A 15,476-nucleotide genomic window follows, 5' to 3' on the forward strand; every position below is an offset into this window, starting at 1 on the left:
CCTCAGACTAATCTCCTGTCACAGCAGCTTCTTCCTTCCCTCTACTTTCTACTTCATCGTGTAAATGACAAGCAGCATAATGACCAGGCTTATATTCCTTCATCTCTGGTTCCATAATAGCACATTTTTCCATTACCTTGGGACATCTCGTTCGGAATACACAGCCACTTGGTGGAGAAATTGGACTAGGAATCTCTCCTTCTAGTAAGATGGTTTCACGCTTGTCTTCCAGATCAGGGTCAGGAATAGGGATTGCTGACAGCAATGCCTCTGTATAAGGATGTAGGGGTGTTTTATATAGTTGCTCACTGGTTGTTAATTCAACGAGCTTACCTAAGTACATCACTCCAATTCGATCACTAATATGCCTCACCATTGATAGATCGTGAGCAATAAACAAAAACGTCAAGCCTTGTTCTCGTTGAAGCTTTTGTAATAGATTTACGACTTGCGCTTGAATAGAAACATCCAATGCAGAGATTGGTTCATCCGCAACAATAAATTCGGGGTTTAGCGCAAGTGCTCTAGCGATGCCGATACGCTGCCGCTGTCCTCCACTAAATTCGTGGGGATAACGATTTGCATGCTCTTTGCTCAAACCAACTGTTTCCAGAAGTTCAAAAACTCTTTCCTTTCTTTGTTTCCCTTTCAAGCGCCCGTGTACATCTAAACCTTCTGCAATGATATCCATTACCATGGAACGAGGATTTAACGATGCATATGGATCTTGAAAAATCATCTGCATACGTTGATCAAGTTCTTTCTTTTGTAATGCAGATGCATGGTGAATATCTTGGCTTTTAAAGAGTATGTTCCCTGAACTAGGTTGATAGAGACGTAACATTGTTCGCCCAAGCGTTGATTTTCCACAACCCGATTCTCCTACTAATCCAAACATTTCCCCTTTTTTTATGGCAAAAGATACACCATCTACTGCTTTAAGCGTTTTGTTCTTTTTTAATTGAAAATATTTCTTTACATTCTTCACTTCTACCATTACATCTTCAGTCATCATGTTGTCTTCATCTCCCATAGTGAAGAATTTAAAAAACGCCTCACACCGCACCACTCTTTCTCGTAAACCGTATCGGTTAATGGTATCTCTTCCACTACCTTCCCAGTTTTCGGCGCATGAATGATGTTGCCATTCCCTGCATACATGGCAACATGATGAACCCTACCTTTCCCTTCTTCATAGGCAAAATAAAGAAGATCTCCTTCCTTCATTTCTTGTTCAGCTATAGTGTCTCCTGATCGAAATTGATTGGAAGCATCTCGAGGAATCGTTATCCCACATATTTGATGAAGGCGATAAACAAAACCAGAGCAGTCAAAACCAAAACCACTCATTCCTGCCCATAAGTATGGCAAACCTAGAAAGCGTCGTGCTTCTGCTACCATAGATTGCCCATTATTTTTCTTGAATGAAAATTGAACATTCTTTCGTTTTACTAAGGCATGGCCAAGGGGTGTTTCTACTTTAATCCAGTCGTTCAATTCATCCAAAACAGTTAGCTCTGTTCCATAGCTCACTTGTAGCCATGCTTTCTTTTCTTTCGTAAAGAGCCACGCCGTTTGTTCGACAATGATTGCTCGAACTGTCAATTGTTCGTTAGGATCGGCTACTACAAGATGATGGCTTGGTACCCAGCCTGGATATCCGTCTTCGTTTTTACTTGTTGGCTGACTTGGAATGAGAATTTCTTTCCAACCATCTACTTCTTGAACTACATAAACAGATTCATTAAAAAGAAGCTGTGTTTGCGCAAGGTCGTTCGTGCAAAGCTGGAGACGGTCGTCATAAGTCATTTTTTCTAAATAACGTTCTAATTGATAGGGTTCTCGTGTCATAAGAGAATCAATGGAGCGAGGTGACGCTTTCGTCGTCCATACAGTTGAAACTGGTACACTTACACATTCTATATTCATCCCGCTTCACTCCTTTACACCAGGTTCAATGGATACGATTTTCTTCTCTGTATCTAATGTAGCTTGAGCACCATAAGGAACCGAATAGACTGGCATGCAATGACCAATTGAGAAACCTTTCATACAAGGCTTTCCATCTTGATTTAAATAATGATCAAACACTTCATCTAACGCTAGAGAACGATGGCGTTTTTTCGGTGAACAGTTATTAAAATTGCCGATTACAAAACCACTTGCATCGTCAAGAATACCTGCGAGCCTCAGTTGATTCAGCATACGATCAATACGATACGGCTCTTCTTCAATCTCTTCAATAAACAGAATGGACCCTTTTGCATTGAGCTGGTACTGGCTTCCGACTAAGCTGGATAACAGAGTTAAATTTCCACCGACAAATGGGCCGCTCACACGTCCACTTTGCAGAATCGAAAGAGGTTCTGTCTGCTCCGTCAACATAAGAGGGGTTGGCTTTACAATTTGATTCAACCCTTGTTCGGTTACCGAGTCAATCTCACCTGTTAAGTCTGAACTCATCATCGGACCATGAAAGGTCACAAGACCTGTTTCTTGATGAATCGCTGTGTGTAAGCACGTAATATCACTGTATCCCCAAAATACTTTTGGATGTTTTGCAATTAGTTGATAATCAATTTGATCGACAATACGCGGTGTACCGTAGCCACCACAAGCACAGAAAACCCCTGCAATATCTTGATTTGTAAACATATCTTCTAACGCTTTTACTCTATGAGAATCAGCAGCACTTAAATAGCCGTACCCGTCCGTTAAGTGAGGAGAGGTCACAATCGAGATCCCCATTTTTTCATACAGGTGTTTGCTTTTTTCAATATTCTTCATTAATGGTGTACTAGCTGGCGCGATAACGCCAATCGTATCTCCTGCCTTAATCGGTTTTGGATAAATGGTTTTCATTCATTTGACCCTCCAAATAGAAAGAAGGAGAGAGACAATAGCTCCCTCCCCTAGCTTATTCGTTTAAATCTGCCCATTTTAATTCTGTATACCCTACTGGGTGGCGAACAATGCCAGATACAGATTCATGTTGTAGAACCGGTTGATTGTAGAAGTACAATGGAAAGAATGGCATTTCATCTAAAACGAGTGCTTCTGCTTCATGTAAAAGCTCGAATCGGCGCTCTTCATCAGCCTCCGCTTTTGAATCTGCAATCAACTGATCATATGTTTCATTTGACCATGCTGTTCTGTTCATTGAACTATCAGTAATAAAACTCTCCAAGAAATTAATAGGATCGGCATAATCAGCTATGAACGACGAACGGGACATTTGCATTTCTAATCCACGTTGACGATCTAAAAAGACACTTGATTCAACGACTTCAAGGTTCACATCTACCTCCAGATTTTCCGCGTACATTTGCTGGAGGCTTTCCGCAATACGCTCATGTTCTGCAGGGCCTGAGCTATAAGAAATCGTTACATTCGGCAAGGTTTCGTACCCTTCCTCTTCCATTCCTTCTCTTAAAAGTTGTTGTGCCTCTTCAACATCATATGCAAATAAGTCTCCGCCGACTTCTCTAAAATCCTCTCCGGATGGCTCTGGGAAACCGTAAGCAACAAATCCTCCAGCTGGTCGTTGATTTTGACGAATGACACTTTCCACAATCGTTTCACGATCAACCGCTTTTGCAAACGCTTGACGGATCTTTTTATTTTGAAACGGCTCTTCTGTTGTTAAGAAACGATAGAAGTATGTTCCTGCTTGGTCATATAAATCCACTTCCCCACTAGCAATTAACTCTTCAGCTAGATCGGCAGGAGGTGTTGTCGTATGCAGACCACCTTGCTCATATAAGCTGTATGCTGTATTTTGATCTTCTAACATTAACCATGTGGCACCATCCAGCGCAACACTTTCTGCATCCCAATAGTGATCATTTCGAGTCATTCGCAGCTCGGTATTATGATCCCAGCCTGTTAAAGTAAACGGTCCGTTCCCAACGTACGTGCTCGCTTCTTGATGCCATGACCCGTCTTCCTCAACTGTGTCTTTATGGACAGGGAAGAAGGATGGATTCGTAATAAGATTTAAGAAATATTGTTGCGGGCTATTCAAAACAACTTCTAGCGTCTTTTCATCTAGCGCCGTAACCATAACATCTTCTTCAGTGGCTTCCCCTTCATAAAATTCAGTGGCGCCTTCAATTAAATTTGCTAAAAATGCCGCCGGGGACCCTGTTTCTGGATCAACTAGTCGCTTCCACGCGTACTCAAAGTCTTCTGCTGTAACTGGATCACCGTTAGACCAATTTGCATTTTCACGTAGATAGAAGGTATAGGTTAAGCCATCTTCAGAAACCTCATAACGCTCAGCAGTGGCTTCTTCAGGTACGTGCTCAGCATTTAATCTCATCAACCCTTCCATAATATTGTTAAGTGGTGCACTCGATACCGATTCGAACGCTATTTGCGGATCAAGGCTTACTGGCTCCGCACCATTATTCACAATTAAAATCTTGTCTCCCCCATCCGAATCATTCGTATTATCATTACCGCCTGGTTCTGCATCATTTGACGTACCTGTTGTACATGCCGCTAACATCATTGTTGCTGCCATTGTTCCTACTAACCATTTCTTTTGCATGGAAATTCCCCCTTTTGTGTTATCCAAGCTCTTCAAAAACACCCTTTGATCTAGGATCAAGTAACCAGCAAGCTGCTTTATGAGTCGCCGTTATTGCTGTTGTTACTGGCATATGGTAACGACAAACATCCATTGCATAGTGACAACGTGCAGCAAACGGACACCCTGCCGGTGGAGCAAATAAATCAGGTGGTGTTCCAGCGATTGGAATAAGCTCTTCTTTTGCATCATCCAATCGTGGAATGGATTGTAGTAACCCTTTTGTATAAGGGTGCGTTGCTTGATAAAACAACTCTCGACGATTGCTTTGTTCAATGACTTTTCCTGCATACATAACGTGCACACGATCTGCTAGCTGAGCAACCACCCCAAGGTCGTGCGTAATTAGAATAATCGCCACACCTGTTTTACGTTGCACTTCTTTAAAAAGCGCTAAAATCTGTGCTTGAATGGTGACATCTAGTGCCGTTGTTGGTTCGTCTGCAATTAAAATATCTGGCTCACAAATAAGGGCCATTGCAATCATGAGCCGTTGTCTCATACCACCGCTAAACTCATGTGGATATTGCTTCAACCGCTCTTCCCCATTTGAAATACCGACAATGGTTAGCATCTCAAGTGCCTTTTCGTTCGCTTTAGCAGCAGAAATAGATGTATGTTTCCGAATACCCTCTGTTAATTGTGTACCAATTGTCAACGTCGGATTAAGTGATGTCATGGGATCTTGAAAGATCATCGCTAGATCATTACCTTGAATTCGTCTCATTTTCTTATCAGACAACTTCAACAAATTCTGACCTTTAAACCAAATTTCACCACTTTTTACTTTCGCAATTCCTTTTGGCAATAAACGCATCAAACTTTGTGCAGTGACGCTTTTTCCACAGCCACTCTCTCCAACAATGGCAAGGGTTTCCCCCTTTTCTAACGTTAGATCTACACCTCTAACGGCCTGAACCTCACCACCATATGTTTTAAAATGAATATGTAAATCTTTCACTTCTAATAACGGCATGTTATTTCCCCCTTGTTTTCGGATCAATGGCATCCTGCAACCCATCACCAAATACGTTAAAGGCATACATCGTTAGCGAAATAAAGAAAGCTGGGAAAAACAAACGCCACCAGTTACCAGTTAAGATGGACGAAAGACCGTCTTCTGCAAGAGAGCCCCACGATGCATAAGGAGCAGAAATGCCTAAGCCAAGAAAGCTTAGAAACGCTTCTGCAAAGATAGCCGTTGGAACCGTCAGTGTCATTTGAATAATAATTGGTCCCATTGTATTCGGTAATAAGCTTCTGCGAATAATATGATTTGTACTAGCACCGAATACTTTCGAAGCAAGCACGTATTCATTTTGCTTTAGGGAAAGGACTTGACCACGAACAATACGCGCCATGCCTACCCAGCCGGTAATCGTTAAAGCAATTATGATAGTTAATAGACCCGGTCCCATAATGACCATTAGTAAAATGACGACGAGTAAATAGGGAAGCCCATAAAGGATTTCGACTATACGCATCATCACAGAGTCTGTGCGCCCCCCTTTATAACCAGAAACGCCACCGTAAATAATCCCAACAATGCAATCAATAAGTGCAGCAACCAATCCGACAAATAAGGAAATTCTTGCCCCATACCATGTTCGGGCAAACATATCCCGTCCAAGGGCATCTGTACCAAACCAATACTCAAGGGAGGGAGGTTGATTGACCATACTGTAGTTCGGTGTTGCGATAGAATGAGGCGAAATCCACGGCCCAATGATTGCCATAACGGTTAAACCCATCATCGTAAACAGACCGAACATAGCGAGCTTATTCTGTCTTAACCGAATCCAAACCGACTGCCAATAAGACAAGGATGGTCTCGAAACAAGCTCCGCGTTTAGCTTTTCACTACTAGGTTTAAATAGATGATCCTCAACAGATTTCCCATTTGAATTAAGTAAGGCCATCAGCTCGCCTCCTTTTTATCAAGGCGTATCCGCGGGTCAAGAAAGCCATAGACAATATCGACAATTAACAGCATGACGAGTAAAATCGCACTATAAAAAATGGTTGTTCCCATTATGACCGCATAATCACGATTGTTTATACCTTCCACAAAATAGCGACCAATACCAGGGATGGCGAAAATTTTTTCAATGACAAAACTACCTGTTAAGACACCTGCTACGAGGGTTCCAAGTATCGTGACTACCGGCATGAGCCCGTTCCGTAATGCATGCTTAGTCACAATGACAAATGGAGATAACCCCTTTGCTTGCGCTGTTCTTATGTAGTCTTGTGTTAATACATCAACCATCGTTGAACGAGTTAACCGGGCAATAATAGCCATTGGTGATGTTGCTAATGCAAAGACAGGCAAAATCATATGTGTCCAGTCGTGCCACAAGGCAACCGGTAAATAATCTTTAAACGATTGAATAAGCAACGCTGCTAGTATGAAGTTCGGAACAGACAAACCGAGCACCGCTAACGTCATTAAGAGGTAGTCAATCATTCCATTTCTTCTCAACGCTGCTAACACACCCAATGTTACTCCTGATAATAGAGCAAACGCTAAAGCGAACAGACCTAACTCTAGGGATACTGGAAACCCTCGAGCAATCAAATCGTTAACCGACACAGCCGGTTGAGAAATAGAAGGTCCAAAATCGAACTGTAAAATGGACCCTAAATAATCGACATATTGAATAACAACAGGTCGATCTAGCCCATAATATGCTTCTAAATTTGCTTGAACCGCTTCACTCGTATTATGTTCACCATTCAAAGGTGAACCCGGTACACTATGCATAAGAAAAAAAGTCGCTGTTACAATGATCCACAGCGTGACAATCATCGCTAAAAAACGTCGACTAACGTATTTAAGCATCGCCTTCGCCTCTCTTTAACAAAACGTTGTTTGCATCGCAAGCTCTGTCATTACAAGCATAGCTTGGTAAGCTTCCTTGATGTCTTTTGCCTGAAATGCCACAGTCGTTCCTGATTCTATTGAAGCACCTGGCATCAATGCTGCCCATTCGGCTTGACCATAATTCGCAAATTCAATATGTAATAAAGGCGCACCTTTAAGCTTTAAAGGAGAATGATTTTTCTTCAAAAGAGCTTCTTCAGTCTTTAGTTGGAGTAGCTGTTTACTTTCTTCTAGCGATAAACATAAAGCTGAAGAACGGGATTGTGCGGTTTTTACAGGAGCGGTTACCACATTTGGAAGAAGCGCTTCTGCTTCTTTGCAAGCGCCTTCATCACCAGCTACAAGTGTAACGGGAACATCGTAGTAACCAGCAAGAAACGCATTAAGTCCTAATTCACCGATTAACTCGTTATTTAACCACATGTTTCGAACACCAAAAATCATCGTATGACTCATGACACCTGGCATTGAAGCTCTTGCATGGTACCCAATAAAGAATACCTGGTCAAACGATTCATCTACACCTTGCATCATTGAATAGGGCTTCACTTCACCAGAGATTAATTGCACACGATGATGAAGCTTTTCAATTAAAATATTATTCATTTTCCCATGTGAATCATTCGCAATGAAATTGGTACAGCCATGTGCAAAAGCAGCTTCTGCAACATGATTAACCTCATTCGTCATCAGCTCTTGACCACGTTGGTAAAATCGCTCTCCTGGAGTGACAAATTGTCGATCCACTAAGCCCGTTATCCCTTCCATATCTACTGAAGCAAACACGTTCATATGACTCAACACCTCTCTACAAACAGTTCTTGATGTATCCTTACTCTATTCGTAGTAAAAAGCTATTTTCCTGCTGATTTTGGAATTTATACTGAAAAAATTGTAAACTTTCCTTACATTCTGTCATTTTTTTTGAGACAAACACGATTGATGCCCGCCCGATTGATCAGCTTATACGTAATGGTCAGTCAACACTTCTTTTAGCAAAAGTCAAAATCATGTTATTTTTTCAAGAAATCAACTAGAATAAAGGGACTATTAAGAATGGGAGAATGATGTATGCAACAAGAACAAAATTTTCGAATGGGGGTAACCACGACCCTGTCCTCTTATTTCATTTGGGGGTTTTTACCACTTTACTGGGCATTGCTTTCTTTTATACCTGCTTTAGATGTGTTAATGTATCGGATTTCATTTGCGTTTTTTTTCATGGTTCTTTTGCTCTTTTTTGCGAGACGAAAAGCTCAATACATAAGTGAAATAAAAACCGTTTTTACCCAGTCTAAGCTACTTATGCAAATGATTTTTGCAGCCATCTTTATTAGCTTAAACTGGTTTTTATTTATTTTTGCGGTTAGCAGCAATATGGTATTAGAAGCGAGTTTAGCTTACTATATTAATCCTTTACTTAACGTAGTACTTGCAACTGTTATTATTAAAGAAACATTAAGTCGCGCCGAAATTTTTGCAGTCAGTGCAGCAGGGATTGGTGTCCTTATCTTAATTGTATTTAATGGAACGATTCCTTGGGCGGCATTTGGGATGGCGCTAAGCTTCTGCTTTTATGGCTTTATTAAACGTTCTGTTTCCATCTCTGCTACGGCTGGATTGTTTATCGAAACCGCATTAGTTACGCCTATAGCACTCCTATACTTACTCTTTTTCACAACGTATTCAGTCTTTTCTATGGATAACTCGACGATCTTATTACTTTCAGGTGCAGGTATCTTCACCGCCGTACCCCTTATCTTATTTTCGTTTGGGGCAAAGCACATTCCCTTTTCCCTTGTTGGGTTCTTTCAATATATTGCACCGACGACGATGCTTTTTCTAGGAATTTTCATTTTCAAAGAGCCTTTCTCTCTAGTGCAATTTATTGCGTTTTTCTTTATTTGGACTGGATTACTCACATTCACGTCATCAAAAATTTTAAACCGTAGGAAAGGAAAAGAACCTCTTACACATGAATGATCCATATTGTTCATGTATACTAGCAGTGATCGAAATGAAGAAAGGAAGGATACAATGACACAATACCGTGGCTATATTGGTACGTATTCAAAAGGAGATAGTAAAGGTGTATATACATTTACATTAGACACCGAAACAAATAAGATAAGCAATCAGCAGTTAGCTGCCGAACTAAAAGATCCTACTTATGTGACGATAACAAACGAGAACAAGTTATACGCTGTAATGAAAGAAGATACGAAAGGTGGCATTGCTGCATTTGAAATGAACCCTAAGAGCGGCTCATTGCAACCAATGAATCAGCAAATTACGGCAGATGGTGGTCCTTGTCATGTAACCGTCTCAAAAGACCAAACAAAAGGGTTATCTGCTAATTACCATAGTGGTACAATCCTTTCTTATGCTATTGAAGAAGATGGATCTATCGGCGACATTTTATCAAAAGTGACGCATGAAGGTAGTGGTCCTAATAAGGAAAGACAAGAAAAAGCTCATGCCCATTTCTCTGGCTTTACACCTGATGAGCACTACGCAGTGGCGGTTGACCTTGGGACAGATGAAGTAATTCTTTATAAAAACAATAACGGAGAGCTAGATAAACATTTCACCCTAAAGGTAACGCCAGGTGCAGGACCACGGCACATCGCCTTTCATCCACACGAGGCCTATGCTTACATTATGACCGAGCTCTCGAATGAAATTATTGTTTGCGCGTACAACGCAACAGTAGGTGAACTTCATGAAATCCAAACGATCTCTACATTGCCTGAAGGCTTTGTAGAAGAAAGCTTTGGCAGTGCTATTCACGTCTCTCAAGATGGTAAATTTGTATACGCAGCGAATCGAGGGCATAATTCAATCGCAAGCTTCGCCGTAAATGACCTCTCTGGAGAACTCACGCTTGTAGAAATTGTTTCTACAGAAGGCAATTGGCCTAGAGATTTTCACATTGACCCTTCAGGTGGATACCTACTCGCATCTAACCAAGAGTCGAGCAACTTGACTTTATACAGTCGTAATAAAGACACAGGCAAACTATCACTTCTTGAAAGTGAAATTCCAATGCCCTATCCAGTTTGTGTTGTGTTCGTTTCAGACTCCATTCAGTAAACAAAACCTGTTTATCTGTATACAAATAATAGAGGCTGTTTCGTTAGCATCAAGTCTGAACGAAACAGCCTCTTTCTTTTCTAAAAGCACTTTTCCATCGTACGATTAGTAGAGTAACGGAATGGCTTCATCTACTTTTTTATAATCAAATCCTAAATCTGTAGCCACTGCTTCATAGGTTACATATCCGGCAGCTGTATTTAACCCTTTTGCTAGCGATAGATTTGAACCCAATGCTTTAATAATGCCAAGGTCTGCAATCTGCTTTGCATATGGAATCGTAACATTGGTTAGAGCGATGGTTGACGTTCTCGGTACAGCGCCTGGCATATTGGCAACTGCATAGTGAATAATTCCATGTTTCACATATGTGGGCTGGTCGTGAGTTGTCACCCTATTTGCCGTTTCAACAATTCCGCCTTGATCTACCGCTACGTCTACTACTACACTCCCTTCCTTCATTGTTTTAATCATCTCTTCTGTAATCAGCCTTGGCGCTTTGGCCCCTGGTATTAGTACTGCACCAATAACCAAATCTGCTTCTTCCACCGCTACAGCAATGTTAAGAGGATTGGACATCATCGTTTGTATGTCATGTCCAAATAAGTCATCGAGCTGGCGTAGACGCTCTGCACTAACGTCAAGTAAAGTAACTTGAGCACCTAGTCCAATGGCCATTTTTGCAGCATTGGTTCCAACTACACCACCACCAACGATCGCTACCTTCGCTCGCTTAACCCCTGGTACACCTGATAATAATATACCTTTTCCTCCATTTGTCTTTTCAAGAAATCGTGCACCCATTTGGGTTGCCATTCGACCTGCGACTTCACTCATTGGTGTTAGAAGTGGTAAGGTTCGATTGTGTTCAACGGTTTCATATGCAACCGCAATAACTTCGTTCTTCACAAGGGCTTCTGTAAGCGCTGCTTCTGCTGCTAAGTGTAGGTAGGTAAATAGAATTAACCCCTTTCGGAAAAAGCTAAATTCGGATTCAAGAGGCTCTTTTACTTTTATAATCATATCTGCTTGAGCCCAAACGTCAGCTGCTTGCTGCATCATTTTCGCTCCGGCTTGCTTATACTCTTCATTCGTGAAGCCACTTCCATCCCCTGCTCCAGATTCAATCAGAACCGTATGCCCGCTTGTCGTTAGCGTGACGACACCGGCTGGCGTCATTGCTACGCGATTTTCAAAACTTTTCACTTCTTTAGGCACTCCAATAATCACAACAATCACCTTCCTTTGGCGCATCTTAATTGTAGTATATCCACGAAAGCAACTTTTCTCTTCATGAGTTGGGGCTAAAATTCTCCCTTCCCATTTGTGTGAAAAACACAAATGATCAGACTATTGAACAGTTAATGTTCACCTCGCAAATCTAAATATAAACCCGTCCGTTCATTTGGATCTTTTAAACGTATGTTAGTAATTTCCGTTATTCGTTTTATACGATACTGTAAAGAGTTAGTGTGAATATGCAACGCTTTTGCTGTGGTGACTAGGTGACTATCATTTTTTAAATACTCATCTAAGGTTTTCAATAAATTGGTTTGATTTTGCTGATCGTAACGCTTTAATTGTTCAATAGCCGGATGCTTACTACTTACATAGGCTTTTTCCTCGTAAGGTCCGACGTAGCGCATCGCTCCAGCCTGATAATAAAATAACAGACTGTTTAATTCTTCTTTAAAGCGATTTTTTAATGAAAGCATTTCTTTTGCTTGCTCATATGACTTTGCCATACCTTCTAGAGAACGATCAGGGTTTCCACAAGCTATTGAAAGGTTTGAAGGCATTGCGGTTTGAATGGTTTTAAGAGGATCGGCTATAGAAGCATGCGCTACCAAAGCAATAAAGTATCGTCCATCAAACATATAGAGTGGTGCAAGCGGTTGTAAAAGTTGCTCGACTTTCATTAGATGCTCCGTTTTACGATGTAAATCAATCATTAGCATACATTTTTCATTTGTTTGGTCCATTAGAGACGCTGGTAAGTCGGTAGGGCTGTACGTGTTCGTCATTACTTTCCAAAGCTTTTCTTCTTTAGTAGGGGCTAGCTGCTCACGATCGTACATAGAAAAATAAGTGCTTACTTTAACCGCTACTTTTTTTAACCATTGTTGTTCGAATACCGTTAGTGTTCGGGTTGTTTCTGATATCCAAATGTAGCCAATTACTCCATTTGAACCATCTCTAATTGAAAGAGCAACACGCTTTCCTAGTCCGAACTCTTCTATTCCAGCAATTAATAATGGCTCCGCTGATTGATTGAGTGCAGTCATCACACCATCTTTCCAAAATCGATGAATCAGATTATCAGGAACTTTTCGACCAATAATGGTTGAAATTCTTGCCGAATCTGTTCCCTCACCGTGTTCAGAATAAGCAAGCAAGTGATGGTGCTTGTTCTCAATGGTAATGGGGCAAGCAAGCAATTTACCTAAACTTTCGACGAACGCATCTAAATGTGTATAGGTTTTGGTTAAAAATAGTTTGTATGCATCTGTCACGACAAACCCTACTTTCTCTTCATTCACTCATCTAAGTATAGCAAATTCTTGCTTGCATTTCTGTATTTAATCGTTGTTGCCAAAGGCTTGAAGCGCTCGTTTTCTCGCCGACTGATGATCAACAATTGGCTTCTCGTAAGCAGTGCAACCATACTCTTCCCGTTCCTCTTCACTCAAATCATGAGGCATATGAATTGCTTTGGTCGGCACATCCCTTAATTCTTTGACATACGAACGAATAAAGCGTCCATACGGGTCAAACCGCTCTGACTGACGATACGGATTAAAGATTCTAAAGTATGGCACCGCATCGGTACCTGTTGATGCTGCCCATTGCCAACCGCCAATATTTGAAGCTGGATCATAATCTATCAGGCGTTCAGCAAAATAGCGCTCTCCTAAACGCCAGTCAATCAACAAATGCTTCGTTAGAAAAGAAGCAACCACCATTCGTAGTCGATTGTGCATCCAGCCGGTTTCGTTCAATTGCCGCATTGCTGCATCAACGAGAGGATAGCCGGTTTTACCCTCCTTCCAAGCCTGCAGTTGCTCTTCATCTGAGCGCCAGTCGAGCCCTTGATAGGCTGATTTAATTTCCAAGTTATCACTTTTCGGGTAATGGGCATAAATCATATTATAGAAATCGCGCCATGCTAATTCCTGGATGAACGTTTCAACACCTGAATCGTCTTTAAGTTGTGCTCTTTTTTCTTCCGCCATTTGATAAACTGTTCGAATAGATAAAGCACCTGTCCTTAAAAATTTTGATAAGCGACTTGTCCCTTCTATTTCTGGGTAGTCACGATCTCTCTTATAAGATTCGATAGTATCGTCAATAAAGGATTGGAGATATTCTCGCGCATATTGCTCTCCAGCCTCCTGCTTCCATTTGCCTGTTTTTTGCTGCATAATTTGTTTATACGCATCCTCACCAGCTTCATGCTTCGGCTTTTTAGAAAGACTTTTTTGCTGTAAAAGAGATTCGTCTATGCAGACTGGATCTGGTTTATGAAGCTGTCGCCATTTTTTATAATAAGGCGAGAATACTTTGTAGTGAGTATCATCTTCTTTTAAACTGTCATAGGCCCCATGCAAATGGTGATCTATAAAGGATTTTGTTTTTATTTGCGCAGACTTTGCCCATTTCTCAAAAGCTTGATCTCGCTTCTTGCCAAAGCCGACTTCATCTCGATTGTAATAAATGGTGTGGATGGGATCCGTTTTTGCCTTTAATTCATCAAAACTCGCTTCTAGTTCACCATACAAAAATAAAATAGGGAATGACAATTCGTTTGCATGATCATTAAATGCCTTTAACGTTTCATAGAAGTAATCGTGACGAACAGTAAAGGATTCTGTTAGTTTTGGGTGAATATGAAAGATACCCATTATTGAATCATCTTTTGAACAAGCTGCGAGCGCTGTGGCAAGTGCTTGATGGTCTTGTAATCGCAAATCTCTCCGAAACCAAACAATGTGGACAGCCATTTCGTTTTCTCCTTTTCATTCAATTGTAAAAAGACGCATTGCAAAAGCAACACGCCTTACTTCTATTCCCCTTTTTCAATTGGGTAATCATGTGTAATCCAGTCACTCCAAGATCCTGGATACAGTTTTACGTTTGTAAAGCCAGCTTGTTCCAATCCTAAATAAAGTGGACAAGCAGAAATGCCTGATCCGCAATAAACAATCACTTCTTTGTTTTTGTCTCCTAATAGCTGAAATTCTTGCTCAAGCTGTTCTTTATTCTTCCACGTACCATCTTCATTTAGCACTTGCTTCCAAAATAGGCTCGTAGCCCCTGGTATATGACCAGACTTTGCATCATGCTCTTCCTGTTCTCCAAGAAATCGTTCGTAGGCCCGTGCATCTAATAAATGCGTAGCTTTTGACCGCTTGGCAACATCATAATGGGCTACTTTTCTTTCTGTTCGAATCGTTGCAGAGAAAGACGATCGTGTAGGGATGCTTCGTTCATCTGTTGTTTGATACCCTCTTGATGTCCATTCATTAAAGCCACCATCTAAAATGTACACAGATGCATGCCCGATATACGACAGCATCCACCAAGCTCTCCCAGCAGCCATTCCACCACTACCTTCATCATAAATCACAACTGGAGTAGCCTCATCAATTCCTTTACGCTCAGCCATCTCAATCATTGCCTCATCAGAAGGCATTGGGTAACGTCCACCTTCTAGTAAGGTTCGATCTGCCATCTCCTCTACCATATCAATAAAAATTGCACCAGGGATATGAGCATTGTTGTACAGACGTTTCCCTTTTTGTTCATCTTTTAAGTCATGTCTTGCATCTAACAAACTAAACGTTTTGCCTTGTTTCATCCATTGCTGGAGTGTATCGACTGAAAGAATCATTTCTATACCTCCTGTTT

14 protein-coding genes are annotated in these 15,476 nt (G+C 41.1%); 2 read left to right on the top strand and 12 right to left on the bottom strand.

All coding sequences use genetic code 11. The annotated features are described in order from the left end of the window. Nucleotides 1-7: 7 nt before the first annotated feature. From E2L03_RS15870 to dppA, 8 genes are read right to left on the bottom strand one after another with little or no spacing between them, the layout of a single operon-like run. Nucleotides 8-1,033, bottom strand: coding sequence for an ABC transporter ATP-binding protein (locus tag E2L03_RS15870; RefSeq protein ID WP_437183244.1), 1,026 nt, complete (start codon nt 1,031-1,033; stop codon nt 8-10). Next, nucleotides 1,012-1,929, bottom strand: coding sequence for a C40 family peptidase (locus E2L03_RS15875; protein ID WP_134259624.1), 918 nt, complete (start codon nt 1,927-1,929; stop codon nt 1,012-1,014). The genes E2L03_RS15870 and E2L03_RS15875 overlap by 22 nt, the downstream gene beginning before the upstream one ends. A 6-nt stretch (nt 1,930-1,935) precedes the next feature. After that, the gene (locus E2L03_RS15880; protein ID WP_124742562.1) at nt 1,936-2,862 is read right to left on the bottom strand and encodes a S66 peptidase family protein; all 927 of its coding nucleotides are present in this window, start codon (nt 2,860-2,862) and stop codon (nt 1,936-1,938) included. Nucleotides 2,863-2,917: 55 nt separating this feature from the next. Beyond that, on the bottom strand, nt 2,918-4,552 hold the full coding sequence (locus E2L03_RS15885; RefSeq protein WP_134259625.1) for a peptide ABC transporter substrate-binding protein: 1,635 nt from the start codon (nt 4,550-4,552) through the stop codon (nt 2,918-2,920). 19 nt (nt 4,553-4,571) lie between these two features. Beyond that, nucleotides 4,572-5,567, bottom strand: a complete 996-nt coding sequence (locus tag E2L03_RS15890; protein ID WP_134259626.1) for an ABC transporter ATP-binding protein — start codon at nt 5,565-5,567, stop codon at nt 4,572-4,574. 1 nt (nt 5,568) lies between these two features. Beyond that, nucleotides 5,569-6,510, bottom strand: a complete 942-nt coding sequence (locus E2L03_RS15895) for an ABC transporter permease (protein ID WP_055736890.1) — start codon at nt 6,508-6,510, stop codon at nt 5,569-5,571. Then, on the bottom strand, nt 6,510-7,433 hold the full coding sequence (locus tag E2L03_RS15900; RefSeq protein ID WP_055736889.1) for an ABC transporter permease: 924 nt from the start codon (nt 7,431-7,433) through the stop codon (nt 6,510-6,512). Before E2L03_RS15900 ends, E2L03_RS15895 begins: the two co-directional genes overlap by 1 nt. Before the next feature lie 15 nt (nt 7,434-7,448). After that, nucleotides 7,449-8,267 (bottom strand): D-aminopeptidase DppA, encoded by an 819-nt coding sequence (gene dppA / locus E2L03_RS15905; protein ID WP_038483149.1) that lies wholly within the window; start codon nt 8,265-8,267, stop codon nt 7,449-7,451. Nucleotides 8,268-8,546: 279 nt separating this feature from the next. Between dppA and rarD the strand changes: the two genes are divergently transcribed. Both rarD and E2L03_RS15915 read left to right on the top strand, forming a co-directional pair. Next, complete coding sequence (gene rarD / locus E2L03_RS15910) at nt 8,547-9,458, top strand: EamA family transporter RarD (RefSeq protein ID WP_134259627.1); 912 nt, start codon at nt 8,547-8,549, stop codon at nt 9,456-9,458. A gap of 54 nt (nt 9,459-9,512) precedes the next feature. Continuing rightward, nucleotides 9,513-10,568 carry a lactonase family protein gene (locus E2L03_RS15915; protein WP_134259628.1) on the top strand — a complete coding sequence of 352 codons (1,056 nt, stop codon included), beginning with the start codon at nt 9,513-9,515 and terminating at the stop codon, nt 10,566-10,568. A 105-nt stretch (nt 10,569-10,673) separates the two neighbouring features. Here E2L03_RS15915 and ald read toward each other — a convergent pair whose 3' ends face one another. The 4 genes from ald to E2L03_RS15935 all read right to left on the bottom strand — a co-directional run bounded on the left by ald (nt 10,674) and on the right by E2L03_RS15935 (nt 15,459). Next, nucleotides 10,674-11,798 carry an alanine dehydrogenase gene (ald, locus tag E2L03_RS15920; RefSeq protein ID WP_095150680.1) on the bottom strand — a complete coding sequence of 375 codons (1,125 nt, stop codon included), beginning with the start codon at nt 11,796-11,798 and terminating at the stop codon, nt 10,674-10,676. A 131-nt stretch (nt 11,799-11,929) separates the two neighbouring features. Further along, nucleotides 11,930-13,108, bottom strand: a complete 1,179-nt coding sequence (locus E2L03_RS15925; protein WP_166740342.1) for a PucR family transcriptional regulator — start codon at nt 13,106-13,108, stop codon at nt 11,930-11,932. A 39-nt stretch (nt 13,109-13,147) separates the two neighbouring features. Then, the gene (locus tag E2L03_RS15930) at nt 13,148-14,569 is read right to left on the bottom strand and encodes a cryptochrome/photolyase family protein (protein ID WP_134259630.1); all 1,422 of its coding nucleotides are present in this window, start codon (nt 14,567-14,569) and stop codon (nt 13,148-13,150) included. 62 nt (nt 14,570-14,631) lie between these two features. Beyond that, entirely contained in the window at nt 14,632-15,459 is an 828-nt protein-coding gene (locus tag E2L03_RS15935; protein ID WP_055736882.1) for a sulfurtransferase, read from the bottom strand. Nucleotides 15,460-15,476 lie beyond the last annotated feature (17 nt).

Source organism: Shouchella oshimensis, from assembly GCF_004375095.1.
In the GTDB taxonomy this organism is placed as follows: domain Bacteria; phylum Bacillota; class Bacilli; order Bacillales; family Bacillaceae_D; genus Shouchella; species Shouchella oshimensis.